Source organism: Enterococcus raffinosus (assembly GCF_019175485.1).
In the GTDB taxonomy this organism is placed as follows: Bacteria; Bacillota; Bacilli; order Lactobacillales; family Enterococcaceae; genus Enterococcus_A; species Enterococcus_A raffinosus.
The window spans coordinates 635,001-651,221 of record NZ_CP072888.1 but is presented as its reverse complement, the minus strand read 5'-3'; the positions used below and the strand labels follow the sequence as shown (position 1 = coordinate 651,221).

General features: G+C 37.3%; 16 protein-coding genes and 1 pseudogene (1 of these 17 cut by a window edge). 5 read left to right on the top strand and 12 right to left on the bottom strand.

Features of this window, described 5'->3' with window-relative positions; translation table 11 throughout:
* Nucleotides 1-29: 29 nt before the first annotated feature.
* Genes J9537_RS03175 through J9537_RS03160 form a run of 4 tightly spaced genes read right to left on the bottom strand, consistent with a single transcriptional unit; the run spans nt 30 to nt 3,997 of the window.
* Nucleotides 30-839: a PTS system mannose/fructose/sorbose family transporter subunit IID gene (locus J9537_RS03175; RefSeq protein ID WP_010746791.1), complete on the bottom strand. Its 810-nt coding sequence runs from the start codon at nt 837-839 to the stop codon at nt 30-32.
* Nucleotides 826-1,725 carry a PTS mannose/fructose/sorbose/N-acetylgalactosamine transporter subunit IIC gene (locus tag J9537_RS03170; protein ID WP_010746792.1) on the bottom strand — a complete coding sequence of 300 codons (900 nt, stop codon included), beginning with the start codon at nt 1,723-1,725 and terminating at the stop codon, nt 826-828. The genes J9537_RS03175 and J9537_RS03170 overlap by 14 nt, the downstream gene beginning before the upstream one ends.
* Nucleotides 1,726-1,736: 11 nt before the next feature.
* Nucleotides 1,737-2,216 carry a PTS sugar transporter subunit IIB gene (locus J9537_RS03165; protein WP_218256724.1) on the bottom strand — a complete coding sequence of 160 codons (480 nt, stop codon included), beginning with the start codon at nt 2,214-2,216 and terminating at the stop codon, nt 1,737-1,739.
* Nucleotides 2,217-2,218: 2 nt separating this feature from the next.
* A complete protein-coding gene (locus tag J9537_RS03160; RefSeq protein ID WP_218256723.1) occupies nt 2,219-3,997 on the bottom strand; it encodes a glycoside hydrolase family 35 protein in 1,779 nt (592 codons plus the stop codon).
* 170 nt (nt 3,998-4,167) lie between these two features.
* Between J9537_RS03160 and J9537_RS03155 the strand changes: the two genes are divergently transcribed.
* A complete protein-coding gene (locus J9537_RS03155) occupies nt 4,168-4,878 on the top strand; it encodes a GntR family transcriptional regulator (protein WP_218256722.1) in 711 nt (236 codons plus the stop codon).
* Here the strand turns inward: J9537_RS03155 and J9537_RS03150 are convergent, their stop codons facing one another.
* From J9537_RS03150 to J9537_RS03130, 5 genes are all read right to left on the bottom strand, one after another.
* Complete coding sequence (locus J9537_RS03150) at nt 4,879-5,832, bottom strand: hexose kinase (RefSeq protein ID WP_218256721.1); 954 nt, start codon at nt 5,830-5,832, stop codon at nt 4,879-4,881.
* 11 nt (nt 5,833-5,843) lie between these two features.
* On the bottom strand, nt 5,844-6,851 hold the full coding sequence (lacD, locus tag J9537_RS03145; protein ID WP_218256720.1) for a tagatose-bisphosphate aldolase: 1,008 nt from the start codon (nt 6,849-6,851) through the stop codon (nt 5,844-5,846).
* 24 nt (nt 6,852-6,875) lie between these two features.
* Nucleotides 6,876-8,048: an SIS domain-containing protein gene (locus tag J9537_RS03140; RefSeq protein WP_218256719.1), complete on the bottom strand. Its 1,173-nt coding sequence runs from the start codon at nt 8,046-8,048 to the stop codon at nt 6,876-6,878.
* Between the two features lie 12 nt (nt 8,049-8,060).
* The gene (locus tag J9537_RS03135; RefSeq protein WP_218256718.1) at nt 8,061-8,792 is read right to left on the bottom strand and encodes a GntR family transcriptional regulator; all 732 of its coding nucleotides are present in this window, start codon (nt 8,790-8,792) and stop codon (nt 8,061-8,063) included.
* Nucleotides 8,793-9,100: 308 nt separating this feature from the next.
* Nucleotides 9,101-10,504, bottom strand: coding sequence for a L,D-transpeptidase family protein (locus tag J9537_RS03130; RefSeq protein WP_218256717.1), 1,404 nt, complete (start codon nt 10,502-10,504; stop codon nt 9,101-9,103).
* A gap of 829 nt (nt 10,505-11,333) precedes the next feature.
* Between J9537_RS03130 and apf the strand changes: the two genes are divergently transcribed.
* Complete coding sequence (gene apf / locus J9537_RS03125) at nt 11,334-11,939, top strand: aggregation-promoting factor (RefSeq protein ID WP_010746801.1); 606 nt, start codon at nt 11,334-11,336, stop codon at nt 11,937-11,939.
* A 50-nt stretch (nt 11,940-11,989) separates the two neighbouring features.
* Here apf and J9537_RS03120 read toward each other — a convergent pair whose 3' ends face one another.
* Nucleotides 11,990-12,640, bottom strand: a complete 651-nt coding sequence (locus J9537_RS03120) for an HAD-IA family hydrolase (protein ID WP_218256716.1) — start codon at nt 12,638-12,640, stop codon at nt 11,990-11,992.
* 123 nt (nt 12,641-12,763) lie between these two features.
* Here J9537_RS03120 and J9537_RS03115 point away from each other — a divergent pair, with 123 nt between their 5' ends.
* Both J9537_RS03115 and J9537_RS03110 read left to right on the top strand, forming a co-directional pair.
* Complete coding sequence (locus J9537_RS03115) at nt 12,764-13,738, top strand: ring-cleaving dioxygenase (protein ID WP_218256715.1); 975 nt, start codon at nt 12,764-12,766, stop codon at nt 13,736-13,738.
* A gap of 10 nt (nt 13,739-13,748) precedes the next feature.
* Nucleotides 13,749-14,369 (top strand): flavin reductase family protein, encoded by a 621-nt coding sequence (locus tag J9537_RS03110; protein ID WP_218256714.1) that lies wholly within the window; start codon nt 13,749-13,751, stop codon nt 14,367-14,369.
* Nucleotides 14,370-14,383: 14 nt separating this feature from the next.
* Here J9537_RS03110 and J9537_RS03105 read toward each other — a convergent pair whose 3' ends face one another.
* Both J9537_RS03105 and J9537_RS20855 read right to left on the bottom strand, forming a co-directional pair.
* The gene (locus J9537_RS03105) at nt 14,384-14,746 is read right to left on the bottom strand and encodes an iron-sulfur cluster biosynthesis family protein (protein ID WP_218256713.1); all 363 of its coding nucleotides are present in this window, start codon (nt 14,744-14,746) and stop codon (nt 14,384-14,386) included.
* A 71-nt stretch (nt 14,747-14,817) separates the two neighbouring features.
* A pseudogene (locus tag J9537_RS20855) lies at nt 14,818-15,006 on the bottom strand (IS91 family transposase); the annotation flags it as partial.
* A 207-nt stretch (nt 15,007-15,213) separates the two neighbouring features.
* Between J9537_RS20855 and J9537_RS03100 the strand changes: the two are divergent.
* Nucleotides 15,214-16,221, top strand: partial view of an ISL3 family transposase gene (locus J9537_RS03100; protein WP_002302440.1) — the 5' portion only. Its footprint extends 294 nt past the window's final position; 1,008 of the gene's 1,302 nt are visible here — the first part of the coding sequence; the start codon lies at nt 15,214-15,216; its stop codon lies off the right edge, out of view.

The following is a 16,221-nucleotide window of genomic DNA, read 5'->3' as shown; positions in this document are numbered from 1 at the left end:
AGTCCCTCCTTGCTTCTTTCTCTTTTAACTTATTTTGAAATGACACCTAATGCAGACAAAGCCACACAAACAACTAATACAATGAAGATTGCCTTAGTAGATGTCATATTCTTTTTCCCTAACATCCAATATACACCACCAACAATACCTGCTGGTAATAAACGTGGCAAGATCATATCTAAGTTATTTTGCATATTCAATGTTACATCACCGATACTAGGCGCCCATGAGAATTTCACATTGATCATTGTTGCAACCAATGCCCCCACCATGAAAACCCCGAGTAATGTTGCGGCATCCGTTAATGCAGTCAATCGATGCTGCATGGTTGTTACTAAAGAAATTCCTTCGCGATAAGCAAATTCCAACTGTTTCCAACGGAAAACCATAACTGCAATTTGAGCAATAATCCAAATAAATATTCCTGTAGGATTTCCATTAATCGCCATATTCGCTGCCAATGCTCCGAAAATCGTTGGAATCAGTGCTGCAAAAATAGAATCTCCAATCGCTGCAAATGGACCCATTAAACCGGCTTTAAGCCCTGAAACTGTCTCTTTCCCACCGATACCTTCTTTCTCTTCAATGGCTAAATCAATACCAGTGATAATCGTATTAAAGAAATTAGACGTATTGAAGAATTGTGTATGGGTTTTCATAACTTCCTTCAATTCTGGTGTATCGTCACCATAAATCTTACGTAATTGAGGTAAAATAGTGTAAAGGTAGCCAGAGCCTTGCATCCGTTCATAGTTCCAGCCTAATTGGAAAGTAAACAAGCTTCTGCGATTGATTTGCTTAAAATCTTCCTTCGTCAATTTATAATTAGATTTCGTCATCTTCAATCTCTCCTTCATCTGAATCATCGGAACTGCTATCTTTTTTCACCATTGGTCCGGATGGTATCATTTGACCATTCTTATAACTTATTGCTGCTAAAGCAAAACCAATTAACGCAACAGCTAACATTGGTAACGAATTGAAGATACCGTCGAAGTTTTTCACGACACTAGCAACACCTGTACCTAATACTTGCATATTTGTAAAGACCGTTCCTAACAATGCAGTTAAAGTAAATCCTAGAATTAAATAAGGGAAATGCTTTTTGACTGGTAAATAACGTAGTAAAATTGCAAACCCGACAGCAGGTAAAACAGCTCCAGCAACAGATAGACCGTCACCTAACCATTTCAAATCGCCATTTAGAACAGCCACCACTTTTTCGACTAAGCCGCCACCAAAAGCTAATGCTAAAAATACTGGAATCATTCGAGACAACGACCAAGGCAGTGCGCCCATTAAGAAATTACGTTCAATTCCTTTATAATTCATATCATCTACTAATTTATCAATACGATGTGCAAAATAAGTATTGGCAAAACGAGCTAAGATGTCCAACTGAATCATAAGACTAGCCACTGGTACTGCAATAGCCGCGATGGCCTGTTCTGGGTTCATCCCTAAAGCAACTGAAAAAGCTGTTGCTAAGATCGTTCCGGAGTTCGCATCAATTTTTGATGCACCGCCAAATGTTCCAACACCTAAAACGGTCAGCTGCATACTACCACCAATAATAAGTCCAGCTTTTAGGTCCCCCATCACCAGACCTGCGAACAGTCCAGCAAAAACAGGAGCACTTAATGAAGAATATATTTGTAACTCATCTAAAATTTGATACCCAGCATACAATGATAATAATAAGATCTGCCACCATAAGATATCCATTTTTTCCCCTCCTATTTAGCTAAAAGACTCATAAAGTCTTCTGCTTTGTCACTTGGCACCATTTGAGCAATTAAACGGATACCTTTGTTGTTCAATTCTTTAAACACTTCAACATCCTGATCAACAACATTGATCGATTTTGTGATAGATCGAGTCTCATCAGATTGTGACATATTCCCGACATTTATTTCTTCGATCGGTACACCCAGTTCAACCATTTTTAATAATCGGTCTGGTTTACGCACAATAATCAATAAACGCTGAGAATCATATTTTCCAGCTAAGATATTATGAGCGGCCTTTTCAATTGGTAAAACACTAAGTCTTACTCCTGCGGGCGTTGCTAATTTCAATCCACTTTTTTCAATATCATTTTGTGCGACCTCATCATCAACGACCATAATCCGCGAAATATTCAATTTCGTTGTCCATAAATTTGCCACTTGTCCATGAATCAAGCGTCCATCAATTCTTACTCCAATAATGCTCATGTTTATCCCTCTTTCATTTCCTTATATAGTGGTTCTTTTATTAACTGAATTTGCGGCTGAAAAGTGCCTTCTGTTTCAAAGATAACGATTTCATTTGTTCCTTCATTTAATAAATCGCCGGGAACATAAAGTGACAGTGTCGGTCCTACTTCCCAAAAACGTCCAATATTCGTTTGATTAACAAAAACAATTCCTTTACCGAACTTCGATAAATCGATAAAGCAGTCTCTCACTTCACTCAAGTTAAATTCATAACGATAAAAACTAGGCTGATTGGGTTGCCATTCTTTTGAATAATCGACCTTCTTACAATTCTCTAGAGGCAAGCAATAGTGTTGCCAGTTAGTAATAAAATGCAGATCTGCCATCACCCCAGTACGGATCCCTTTTCTTTGCGTGTCAGCAAATAGTTTGTGCCCGTAATTGACTCGCCCCATATTTTCGATTAAGACATCAATTTGATTGTCATTTTGTGGTAAAGAAACTTTAACGTCATCGCCTATTTCTGTTTGATATTGTGTTGCCTGAAGCTTTTGATTAACAAATAGCTGACTACGATCACGACCATCAATTATTCTCAAACGTTCTTCTTCCGCATCCTTTTCTATGGTTGTTCGATAAAGAAGATAGCCTGTATTTTGACCTAATTCCTCCATTGTTTTAGGATACTTGGATTGAATTGGTTCACTAATAGTATCTAAAGTAGCGAAAAGGCTGACTTTATTAGTTAATGGAATATTTTTAATTTCCAAAGATGGCTTGACTAAAGGCGCCATTTGTTGAATATCAGGATAATTGTCATGGATCATTTTTTGCAGCGCATAATACTTCTCTGTTGGATTTCCTTGTTCGTTCAAAGGAGCGCCATAATCGTAAGAAGTAATCTGTGGTAAATCAATTACTCCTCGAGCAGAACAACCATTCATAAAACCAAAATTTGTTCCCCCGTGGAACATATACAAATTAATACTCCCTTGATCTAATACCTCTCTCACTGCCTCAGCTAATTCATATGGATCGCGTTGAATGATCGGTTCCTTCCAACGATTAAACCAACCATCCCAGAATTCCATACACATTAATGGCCACTTCTTATCATGCTCACTAAAGAATTTTTGCATTGAGTCAAAATTCTCTTTTGCTTTTGACCCAAAGTTTCCAGTAACTAGAATATCCTCATCAATCATGCTTCCAGCTCTTAATGTAGCTCGCCAGGGACCATCAGACGTAAAGAATGGAACCGTAATCCCACGCTCACACATTAAATTGTGAATAGAGCGTAAGTAGTCCTTATCTTCTCCGTACGAGCCAAACTCATTTTCGATTTGAACCATTAATATATTTCCACCATTCGAAAGCTGATGGGGAACAATTTTTTCCATTAATACGTCATAGTAGTCAGCGACATGATTCAAATAGACAACTTCATTAGAGCGAATACGTGTCGATTCATTTAAAAGCCATGCTGGAAAGCCACCGAATTCCCATTCTGCACAAATATATGGGGACGGCCGAACAATCGCATACAACCCTAATTCTTGAGCAGTCAGCAAAAATTTTTCTAAATCTAAAATCCCATCAAAATGATACTCGCCCTTTCTAGGCTCATGTAGATTCCAAGGTACGTATGTTTCTACGGTATTGAAACCTAAAGCTTTCAGGTTATAAAGCGAATGATACCAATCTGTGGGAGCCACTCGGAAATAATGAATTGCTCCAGATAGTATTTTAAATGGCCTCCCATTCAAAAGAAAATCTTCTTGAATCTCAAAAGTATTCAAATGCTCACTCCTTCTTGAAAGCGTTTTTAATATATTAATATATTAAATTATTCAAAATAAAAAGTCAAATGGTTTTTATTTTCTCATGATGTGTTAAAATCTACCCATAGAAGGATTTTTAGATTCTCTAATGGAATTTTTAGTCCCTATTCATTTTTTGGAGGAATCATATGGCAATCCCAAAATACCAACTTATAAAAGATGAACTTAAACAGCAAATTATTTCTGGTAAATTTGAAAACGGCGATAAATTTTATACTGAAGCAGAGTTAGTAGAAATGTTTAAAGTCAGTTCAATCACTGTCATTCGTGCTCTAAATGATTTAGTTAAAGACGGTTTTATTGTTCGGCAACAAGGTAGAGGTTCGTTTGTTTCAAGAGCCAGAAAAGGAAAATTGGTTGAGTTTTCCGATATTGAATTATTTCCTATTAGCCATGACCAAGTGCAAGTCTTATCCATTAATCGCGATAATAATCCTGATATTTTGAGTAAATTAGAGCTGCATGATAGTGCCTTTTATTACTGTATTGAACGACTACGCACAACCGAGAATGTACCCTACATGTATCATCGAACTTATCTACCAGAACAGTATGTTAACTCGAATTATCAAGAGATGAGCTACTACAATTCGATTTATCAACGCTTCAAATTGGATTACAATATTCATATGAATGAAGAAGATTTCACTGAGACCAATGAAATCAAATTTCCTACTCCGACCAAAGAAGCAGAAAAATTACAAATTCCGACTAAAGAACCAACTGTTTTACAAATTAGGGTCACCAAGCGAAAAGATACACAACAAATACTCGAGTATGTTGAGACCTATAAAAAATGGAATTTCTATAAAATAGAATTGGTTTCTAGCCATACTTAATCATTGATCGAGCTGCTGCTCGATCTTTTTTACGTTGATTTCTTTGAAATGTTTCTTAACATTCTCTGGATTCACATGACCCGTCATTTTTTCTTGCGCATTGGCCATTCCTGTTGCCATACACAGCTTCAATAAATCTACCATTTTCATCCCTCGGGACAATCCATAGGCAAAACCTGCGATTGTCGCATCGCCTGAGCCAACAGGATTCACAACATTGATGCTCGGGATCGTTACATGGTAAAAAATATCCTTGTGTTTAGCAATCGCTCCGGCTTTTCCTAAAGAGATTAGAAGCCACTCAATACCATCAAATAAAGGCTGGGAAAGTGCTTTTTGAATTTCTTCTGATCGATTCAAAGAAAAATTTTTTCCCAATAGTGCTTCCAATTCTTCTAAATTAGGTTTGATTAAATAAGGTTTCTCTTGCCCAGTTATTACCTGCCTTAAATTCTCACCAGATGTATCAACTAATACTTTTACGCCCTCATTTTGAGCTAAACGAACTAATGTTGAGTAAAAATCCTGCGGCAATCCATTTGCTAGGCTTCCTGAAATAGTCACAATGTTCGCTTTTTTTATCAGCTCTTTAAATTTTTCAACAAATGTATTTTGTTCTTCTTCGGTAACAGTCGGTCCGGATTCTAAAATTTCGGTCTGATTGCCCTCATGCAAAATGGCGATTGAATCCCGACTTTCTTCTTTGATAGAAGTAAAATCCTGTTTAATTCCAACTTTTTTTAATTCCTCTGAGATATAAGCGCCGTGAAACCCGCCCAGAATCCCAGTAGCAAGAACGTCACCGTCTAAATCATGAACTACCCGAGTTACATTAAGTCCTTTTCCACCAGCTGTCTTAGTTACCTGATTCGTCCGATTTACAGTATTGATCTTTAAAGTTTCCAATGGATAGGAGATATCGATTGAAGGATTCATCGTTACTGTTACTATCACTATATCCCCTCCTATTTCGAAACAGTTTTTTCGACTACTCGTACTTTTTCATGCCAAGAGGTCGCTGTTTGTACCAATACCTCGTTTAAGCTCTCAATATTTTTTCGGCCTTCATTTACAAGCCATTCTTGCGCCGCACTTTCTCCAGATTCCACAAAAGGTTTCACCCCGTTTTTCCAAGTAGCCCGTCCACATAACACCCCATTAAAGGTTGAACCTGCCTCCTTAGCAAAAAACAACGTTTGTTGAAATAGTTCTGTTGAAACGCCTGCGCTTAAGAAAATGAACGGCAACTCTGTAGCGTTACTTTGTTCTAAAAAGTATCGCGCTGCCTCTTCTTTCGAATACGCTGTTTCACTAGTGGTAAAGCCTTCTACAAAGTTCATATTGACGGGGACTTCAACTTTCAGTACATCCACTTTATATTGTTCTTTAGAGAATTCTTTCATCATCTCATTTACTTTGTGAGGTTTTATTTTCGCATATTCAATGGAATTGCTATCGATATTTTGTGCATCATACGAAACCAGCTCTAAATAAAAAGGCATATCTTCTTCTGCGCATTCGCTGCCTAATCGTTCAATAAAAACGTGTTTTTGATGATTAATTTCTGGATCCTCATCCACGTCATAGTAAAGCAAGAACTTAATGGCATCAGCACCTTGCTCTTTTAAACGTAGAACGGACCAGTCTGCCAATAAATCTGGTAGACGTCCTGGGGTCGACGCATCATATCCTGTTTTTTCGTAAGCCAACAATAGTCCCGCTTCTTCGTGTCGTGCCCTTGCAGCAGGTAATCCATACTCAGGATCTAACAAGATCGAGGAGGCATAAGGGGTTAGCTCTTTAGAAACTAACTCCTTAAAGTGTTCAATAGCTTTCTCTGTTGGTTCTCCCCCTAATGCCAAAATCATTTTCTTTAGTGCGCCGCGTTGATCAATAGCCAAGGCACTGATAACACCCTCTTTAGTAGATAAGCGATCCATCGCTGCTTTTTTTCCTGCCGTTAATGTTAGCATCTTCTTTCCTCCTAGTGGATACTTTTACTTATACTCATGAATCGTTACACCTTTTACCACCCGATTAACTGTTCCAGTTGGAGATGGAGTGTCCGGTGTATTCGCAACTTTAATCGATGTTAATAAAGCCACTGTTTGAGCTGCCATCACATATGCTAGAGCTAAATAACCGTCTGGCAGTAATTGTGCGTCTGATGTGAATTCAAATTTTTCACCAGAGAAATTCCGTTCACCTGGTTGTGTAAGAGCAAAAACACCAGAAACAATAGCATCTTCACGAACTTCTTCTAAAACATCCAGATCGTATTCTCGTGTGTAAGGATCATTGTTAATAAAACCAAACATGATCGTTTTTTCATTGATAAATGATTTTGGACCGTGACGGAACCCCATAGATGAATCAAAGACCGTAGCAATTTTTCCAGCAGTCAACTCTAAAATCTTTAATTGTGCTTCTCGTGTTAATCCAGCTAAACTACCGGAACCAACGTAAACAATCCGTTCAAAATCAAGCTCAACAATTTTTTCAATCTCACCTTCACGAGCAATAATTTCTTTTCCTAAATGACTAAGTGTTGATACATATTTTTGTTTTTCTGATAAAGATGTTTGATCAAAAGTCAGTAATGTGCCAAGTGTCATGCAAGAGAAGCTGCCTGTCATCGCAAATCCAGCATCATTGGAACGTGTAGGCATTAAAAACAGGAAGCTATTATCCTCTTTCTTACTGTTCTGAGCCAATTGGCCTTCCTCTGCACAGGTAATAGACAAATGATAGATCGTATCAATCACTCGATTAGCTATTTCTACTGCCGCCAAACTTTCAGGGCTGTTCCCACTCCTAGCAAATGAGACTAGCAAGGTTGGTTCTTCCTTAATTAAGTATTCTTTTGGTTCAGCAACAATGTCCGTCGTACCAATACTCTCAAAACTAAATGCCTTCACATCTCCGTGTTTTCGTAAATAAGGAACTACAGTATCACCTACATATTGTGATGTTCCTGCGCCAGTAAAGATCACGCGTATTCGTTCACCGTTCGCTTTATTTTTAATATCTGCTAGAAATTTCTCTAGTTCTGGTCTTGCCTTTTCATAGAGCTCAACTGTCTCTGACCATAATTCTGGTTGTTGACGAATCTCACGTGTTGTAATCTCAGCACCTAATTGCTCTAATTTTTCTTTTTCTACTGTAAACATGCCTCAACTCTCCTAACTATTCCGAATGTGGCGAATCTGATAATGAAACTGATCTGCACGAGCGACACTTAAGGTAAATTCAATGATCTCATTTTTCATGTTGTACGTTTGACGAGCCAAATGAAGAACAGGTGCCCCCTCTGGAATCATCAATTGTTTCGCATCATCTTTTGAAGCAATACTGGCATATAATTCTTCATCTGCAAGGCGAACCGTTTGATCAAAATCCTCTGAAAAAAGATCATACAAAGGCTTACTTCTCAAAAGCTGATCCGTTAATGATAGAAAGAATTTCACAGGTAAATAGGTATCCTCAATCATCAAGGGCTCGCGGTCCGCAATCCGTAAACGACTAAGTTTAAAAACAGACTCTCCCAATGAAAGATTGAGATGCTGTGAAATAAATTTGTCTGCTTCAACCTTTTCAAAAGATAGAATTCTAGTTTCCGGATTTCTTCCGAGACTCTTCATCTGCTCAGTAAAACTGTATGCCGCTGCTAAATCTGCAGCTTCTTTCTTAATATCTGAGACAAATGTACCCTTTCCGTGACGTCGATAAATATATCCGGTACTTTCCAGTTCTTGCAGAGCTAAGCGAACCGTCGTCCGACTAACTCCATATTGAGCCGTCAATTCTCTTTCAGATGGGAGCTTATCATGTGGAATCATGCCTGTTTCCATCCGCTCCCTCAATAAATCGACAAGTTGGTGATACAAAGCTTTGTTTTTAAAAGAATTTTCCATGGTATTCTCCTTTTTATACAACTGGTTATAACCACAAACCAATAGTAAGGTGGTTTTTTTATATTTGTCAACACAAAGAAAACAAAAGTTACGAGCGGTATACAACAAACACTGATATTACAGTATTTATATAGATTATTTCTATAATTTATATTTTTGACGAAAGACTATCTCCCTCTCTTCTCTTACAAAATGAACAGTAAATCTAATACCAGTTAAGATTTTTGCTCGACAAATTTTCTTCAGGATTCATTTAGACAATAAAAAAAGTGCTAACACATTGGCTAGCACCGATAGCAAATTACTTATTAAAAAACTAAAACTGGCGTTCCTACTTCAAGTATCGGATACAATTCATCCATCTTTGTTGGCGGTGTGTTGATACAACCATGAGAACCACGATACAACCATAAATCACCGCCATAAGCGTACTGCCAATCAGAATCATGAATTCCCACACCTGTTTTATCAATTGGCATCCAATAGCGAACTGGACTGGCATATTTTGAGCCATCCTCATTCAACCCTCTCAATACTTGATCTGTCGATTTACTCGTGACATAGTTCACCCCAGGCGGCGTAGGCGTCGATGGTTTTCCACTGACAATATCGGTTTCAAATTGGAGTTGACCTTCTTTGTAATACCACATATATTGATTTTGCAAATCAACTTCTACATATGTCTTGCCAATGCTTGTTTGAACATTAGGCACTTCACTCTCAACAATCGGTGTTCGTCTGAAATTTTTTCCTTTTAAAATCTGCTCACTTAACGCCGCAGCCTCTGCAGGAATATCAATCGACCAGCTATAGATACCTACAGGAACCGACACCTCCCCACGCCTTGTGCTGTTGAAAGGCGTTGGATTTTCTTTTGTGTTATATTCCGCATTCAATTTCGTCACAAAGGCAATGACATTCTCTTGATTTAGTAATATTTCTGCATTTTCATTCGTAGTTAACCAACTACGTAGTTCTTCTTTAGGAATAGAAACTTTTTTCCCATTTATCTCATAAGAGATATTTAATTTAGCCAATTGATTCATTTTACTTTTTAAATCTTTTAAGTTCTTGTCGTCTTTTGTCAAAATCGGTTGAGCATAATAGTCCTCCGCATTCACTAAGGATTTACCATTTTCCAAATTTTGGATAAGCGCCTTTTGAACCGCAACAACATCTATCGTGTCTCCTTGTTTTTCAGGAACAATCACAAAGTCTTCTTTCCCCCACTCAATCGTTGCATTTGTAGTGGGCGTTCTTGTTACATTTTTTTGAAGGATTTCCATTCCTAAACTTTCAACTAATTGATTGACGCTCGATTCATCGTACCTGCTAGTTAGTTCATGTTGATTTCCAAGTATGCTGCTTATTCCCCAAGCAAATGGTGTTTGCTCCTGCTTAATACTCATTAGTGTATTCAAGTAATCCTCTTGCCAGCCAAGATCACTTCGTTTTATTTTCCTCCATAATTTATTATCAAGACGAATCGTAACTGGTGCTTCTGTTAATTCTGCATTAATTTTTTTATTCGCTTGATCTACAGTTAACCCACCTACGTTGATATTATTCACCTTAGTTTTCGGTAATAATCGCTCCGCGTAATAGACACTTTTAAAAGAATAGAAGCTAACAAATATTAGTAAAACCAATAGACAAACAATAATGATCCTTTTCGTTTTTCTCTGAAAAACATCTTCCCCAAACCTTTTCAAAAAATATACCCTCACTTTTCTTCATTTAAATTGTTCTAACCAAAAGACAACTACCCCTGCTGTCTCAGGCTGTTCAGATTTTTGTTACCATCATATTCTACCAAAAAAATAACGTTGTATGTCTATAAAAATATGTTTTTTTCGTGAATAGCACCTATTTCTAAAAAATAAGTGTGTTTTGAGAATACTTTTATCTAAATACACTAAAAAAATAGCTACTAAATAACTACTAACCATCAAGAAAGTCTAATTTTCAGTATACCATTCGCACAAGTCACTAAAAGTAACTCTCTAGCATTTCATAAAACAATTCACCCTATAGTATGTAAAAAAGTTATGTGAGAACTAATAGGTAAGTGGCCTTAAGGATGTCCATTGAATTAAAATAGCAAAATTAGAATTCTAATCCCGATTTTTTCTGATTCATCGCTTGATTAAGGAATTTATTTTAGGTTTCATTCTTCAGTGTTTACCTTTTCTTAAGAAACAAACACTAATTTTCTCTATCCTATGCACAACATATCGCCAAACAATTTTCTGATTTTTTACAGTGAAGTTTCAACATTGCATTTTTAAGCAGCGCTTTCAAAACATCCCCATCCAAAACAGCTGTTATCTATCTTGCCCTAATGCTCTTTTCACTTATTCTTAAAAGAGTTTAAGTATTTCAAAAGCTCTAGTATTCCTCTCCTTTGTTACATTTGTACATTACATTGTAACGTATTGTCACGGGTTTATAACCCATGACATCAAGAAGGATGTTAAAGTATGTCTCGTAGTCGAAATGACTGATTGAAATTTAAAAACTTTTTTTGGAGGAATTTACATAATGAAATTTGGAAAAACTCTTGTACTTACGACTTTACTAACAGCTGGTGCAGTATTTGCACTAGGAACAAATGATGCGCACGCAGCTGAAAATTACACGGTTCAATCTGGTGACACATTATCAAAAATCTCAATAAAATTTGCTGGTGACAACAGCTTAGTTGATTCAATTGCAAAGGAAAACAAAATTTCTAATGTTGATATGATTTTTGAAGGACAAAATTTAACAATCGATACAGATGCTAAAGGCAACACAACTGTCACTCCTGTTCAAGAACAAGCAGCTCCTGCTCAATCAGAACAACCCGTTCAAGCAGCTCCTGTTCAAGAAACAGCACCCGTACAACAAGCTGCTGCTCCTACTTCTGAAGCATCAACTCCAGCAAGTACGAATGCTGCAAAAGAATGGATCGCTCAACGTGAATCTAGCGGGTCTTACACAGCCACAAATGGTCAATATATTGGACGTTACCAACTGTCCGCTTCATATCTAAATGGTGACTACTCAGCTGCGAACCAAGAACGTGTCGCTGATCAATATGTAACTTCTCGTTATGGTTCATGGGAAGGCGCACAAGCATTTTGGCAAGCAAACGGCTGGTACTAAGCCGAAGTATAGATTAAAAATCCCTCTCATGAGAGGGATTTTTTGTTTTTTTAGACAAAATAAAAAACTTCTCTCACTGCATCAGGAATGTCTTCAACTTTTTCAACAATGATATCCGCTCCTGCTTCTACCAACTCCTTGCGGTCACCAAATCCATATAGAACACCAATACTTTTCAAATGATTTGCCTTTGCTCCCAAAATATCAAATTCTCGATCCCCGATCATTATCGCTGATTTATTTTCCAGCTCTTTTAGAGCGTAGGCAATCACCGCTTGTTTTTGGGAACGTTCCCCAACTAAATCCGCACCGAAAATATGTGAAATATATTTTGACAAACCGGTTTCTCTAATTATCTGATTCGCAAAAACTTCTGGTTTTGATGTAGCGATTGCTAAATTGTATATGGTTGATAATTCAGTTAATAATTCAATAATGCCTGGATAAACAGCTAATTGCTTAATTCCTTTTTCCGAGTAGTACTCACGATAAATCGCAATTGCCTCCTGTGACTCTTTCTCTGTAAGATCGTATAATTTGCTTAATGTTTCTGTTAACGGTGGTCCAATAAAGCTATGGAGTGTGGCTTCGTCAGGAATTACCAAACCTCTTTTTTCCAACATATAACGAACACTATTCACGATTCCTTCACTTGAATCAGTCAATGTACCATCTAAATCAAACAAAACAGTTTTTTTCATCGTCTACCTCCTATTTCCATCCTACTGATTCCTTTGTAAAATATCAACCTAAGGCAATATTCTTGCTTTACAAAAGAAATCCGCCTATACTTACTTTTAGTAAGAATCAAGGAGGAATTAATTATGGACACACAAATTCGCGGGTTACACCATGTTACAGCAATGACTTCAAGTGCCGAAAAAAATTATCGCTTTTTCACCGATATATTGGGTTTACGTATGATAAAAAAAACAGTTAATCAAGATGACATCGAGACGTATCATTTATATTTCACCGATGATACCGGAGCACCTGGGACTGACATGACGTTTTTTGACTTTCCACAAATTCCAAAAGGAACGAAAGGGACAAATAGTATTTCGAGAACTGGTTTTCGAGTACCTACAGATTCTTCATTAGACTACTGGCTACAACGGTTCACGAAACTAGGTGTTGCCCACAGTGAAGTAAAAGAGCGTTTTGGAAAAAAATATTTAGAATTTCAAGACTACGACGATCAACTATTCCAACTAGTTTCAGATGAACAAAACAAAGGTGTTTTAGGCGGAACCCCTTGGAAAAACTCAAATGTTCCTGCCGAACATGCCATCTTCGGCTTAGGTCCAACTATTGTTACCGTAGCTAAATTTGAACATTTAAAGCTTGTTTTAGAAAATTTACTTGGCTTTGTTGAGACAGCTTCAGAAGATAGCTTACATCAATTTGAAGTTGGTGAGGGAGGTAACGGCGCAACGATCATTGTCGATGATCAGCCAGATATGATTCCTGCTCAAGAAGGGTACGGCAACGTCCATCATTTAGCTTTGCGCGTTGCAGATGACGAAGCACTTCGCGATTGGATTGAAAAAATCAATGCTTTAGAATTTCCAAATTCAGGTTTTGTTGATCGTTTCTATTTCCAATCAGAATACTTTCTAGCAGCACCAAATGTTTTATTTGAATTAGCTACTGACGGACCTGGTTTCTTACAAGACGAGGATTATGAACATGCAGGTGAAATTTTATCTTTACCACCTCATCTTCAATCAAAACGTGAAGAAATTGAAGAATATGTTCGACCATTTGATACATCAGACGCTAATAAAAAAAGGCAATAGGGAGAACGCGATGATTTTCTATTCAGCCAAAGAACTAACTACGAAACAAAATTACAAATTCCTGACTGGCAGCATCATTCCACGTCCTATTGCATGGATTACAACAATGAATCAAGAGACAGATGTGATTAATGCTGCACCGTTCAGTTACTTCAACATTGTTGCTAAAGATTTGCCACTGGTCAGCCTTTCGATTAATCGGAAGAATAAACAAATGAAAGATACAGCCTACAATTTATTGAATCAACATGAAGGTGTCATTCATATTGTTAATGACACCATATTAACCGAAATGAATCAGTCCGCTGCTTCCTTAGCATCTGAAGAAAGTGAACTAAGCCATAACAATCTAACGCTGTTAACTAGTAAAGAAGTTACAGTACCTGCGATTAGTGAAGCGCCTATTCGTTTTGAAGTAAGGTTGCACCAATATCTTCCTATTAAGAACAACAATGGAGACATTGTTAGCGATCTTTTTATTTTAGAAGTCTTAAACTATTATTTTGAAGAGAAAGTTTTCGACAAGGAAACAGAGTACATTGATCCAGAAAAATTGGCTCCTCTAGCACGTTTGGCAGGAAACTCATATAGTCACATCTCAGCAATTGTAGATGTGGATCGACCCAAATAAAAAGGAGCAGGCTCTTATTGAGCTTGCTCCTTTTTTTCACGTAAATCAATCATTTGTACATTTCCATCAATCATGCCACTAGGACCCTTCAGTTTAATCAATGACATACGAGGATCAAAAATCAAAGACATCTCATCTTCCAAATATAGTTTAGAATGTTCTTTAATACCAATATTTCCAATGTTGCTCTCAACATCTAATGTATAATCTGAATGATCTTGATCTTCATCTAGAATCAACAATCGAAAACTAATATTCAGCGCACAGCTACCAGCCTTGGAGTAGCGACCCACACCATCATCTAAATCTAAAACAATTCGACTATTTTGATATTCTTCAAGCCTCTTTACTAATTCCTCTGATACATTTATATACATAATTATCATCACCTCATGTAAAGAATAGCACGATTATGATAATCCCTTAAATACTTTGCTCACCCGAAAAGCACTATCTTTATAGCAAGGCACCCTTCACAGACAAATAAACGATCCCCTTTTATGAGGCCACCACAATCACGAAACTTATGGACTTCCTTCTTTACAACTAGTCGAATTCTTCTTTTCCTTTTTGATAGAAATTGTTCCAATTGTGATAGTTATCAAAGAAAATAGCGCGTAAAAATATTCAGCTTCATGTATTCATTTTAAAGAGAAAAAGACCAAATGAAAAGTGCCCAAAAGACTGATTTCATCAACTTTTGGACACCCTTTAATTTTGGCTCTATAATTTCTAGGACTGATAGAAAATCATTCTATCGGTCCTTTTTGAGCATGAAAAAACAAAACATACAGAAGCTCCGTTAGAATTGAATCACCACAACACAATCAAAGGAGCGTTCTGTATGCCTGATCTTCATCATATCAAACTACTACTTGGAATCAAAGATAAAAACATTTTCATCACAAATGTGGAATCGAAGAGCATTAAGAATATCAAGAGTCTTGTTGTTTCTGCGACGTTAAGTAAAGAAATTCGTCGCTGTCCTTTGTGTAAACAGATGAATCATGAAGGCATGATCGTTAAGAACGGAAAGAAAAAATCGCTCATTCAACTTAATAAATGTGCGAACCAACTGACTTATCTTGCTTTAGCGAAACAACGCTACCACTGTCGTGGCTGCCACACCTATTTTACGGCGAATACCTACATTGTCGATAGAAACTGCTTTATCGCTAAACAAGTGCGCTATAAAATTTTAGAAGAGCTAACGGAAAAACAAGCAATGACGACAATCGCTAAGCATTGCGGAGTTTCTTGGTCGACCGTTTCTCGGACACTCGCTTCTCTGATCCCCATGACAAAAGTAAAAAGAAATTGGTTACCGCGTTGTTTATTAATGGATGAATTTCGTTCACTGAAAAATCAAGTCGGTCCCTACTCCTTTTCTTGTATGGATGGCGATACTGGAAAATTACTGGATATTCTTCCTTCACGGAAGAAAAAGGCTCTCGTTTCTTATTTTATGCAATTTGAACGACGCGCACGATTGAAGGTAAAGGTCATCGTGACGGACATGAATGTTTCTTATGCCTCTCTGATAAAGGAATGTTTTCCAAAGGCAAAACTCGTTGTGGATCGTTTTCACATTGTCAAACATCTCATTCGTAAATTTGAGGATATTCGCGTACGAATCATGAAAAGCTTTGATCGAAACGATCCAACACAAGCCAAATATTATCGACAATTAAAGGCGTTGTCTCGGCTTCTGATCAAACGACAGGACAAGCTTGTTTATGACAAATGGACCAAATGGCGCAATTTTGGTTGGGCGTATCTCACCGAAAGTGAAGTGGTGGATCGTCTGCTTTCGATCTCTGACGAATTACGAATCGCCTATTTTTACTATCAA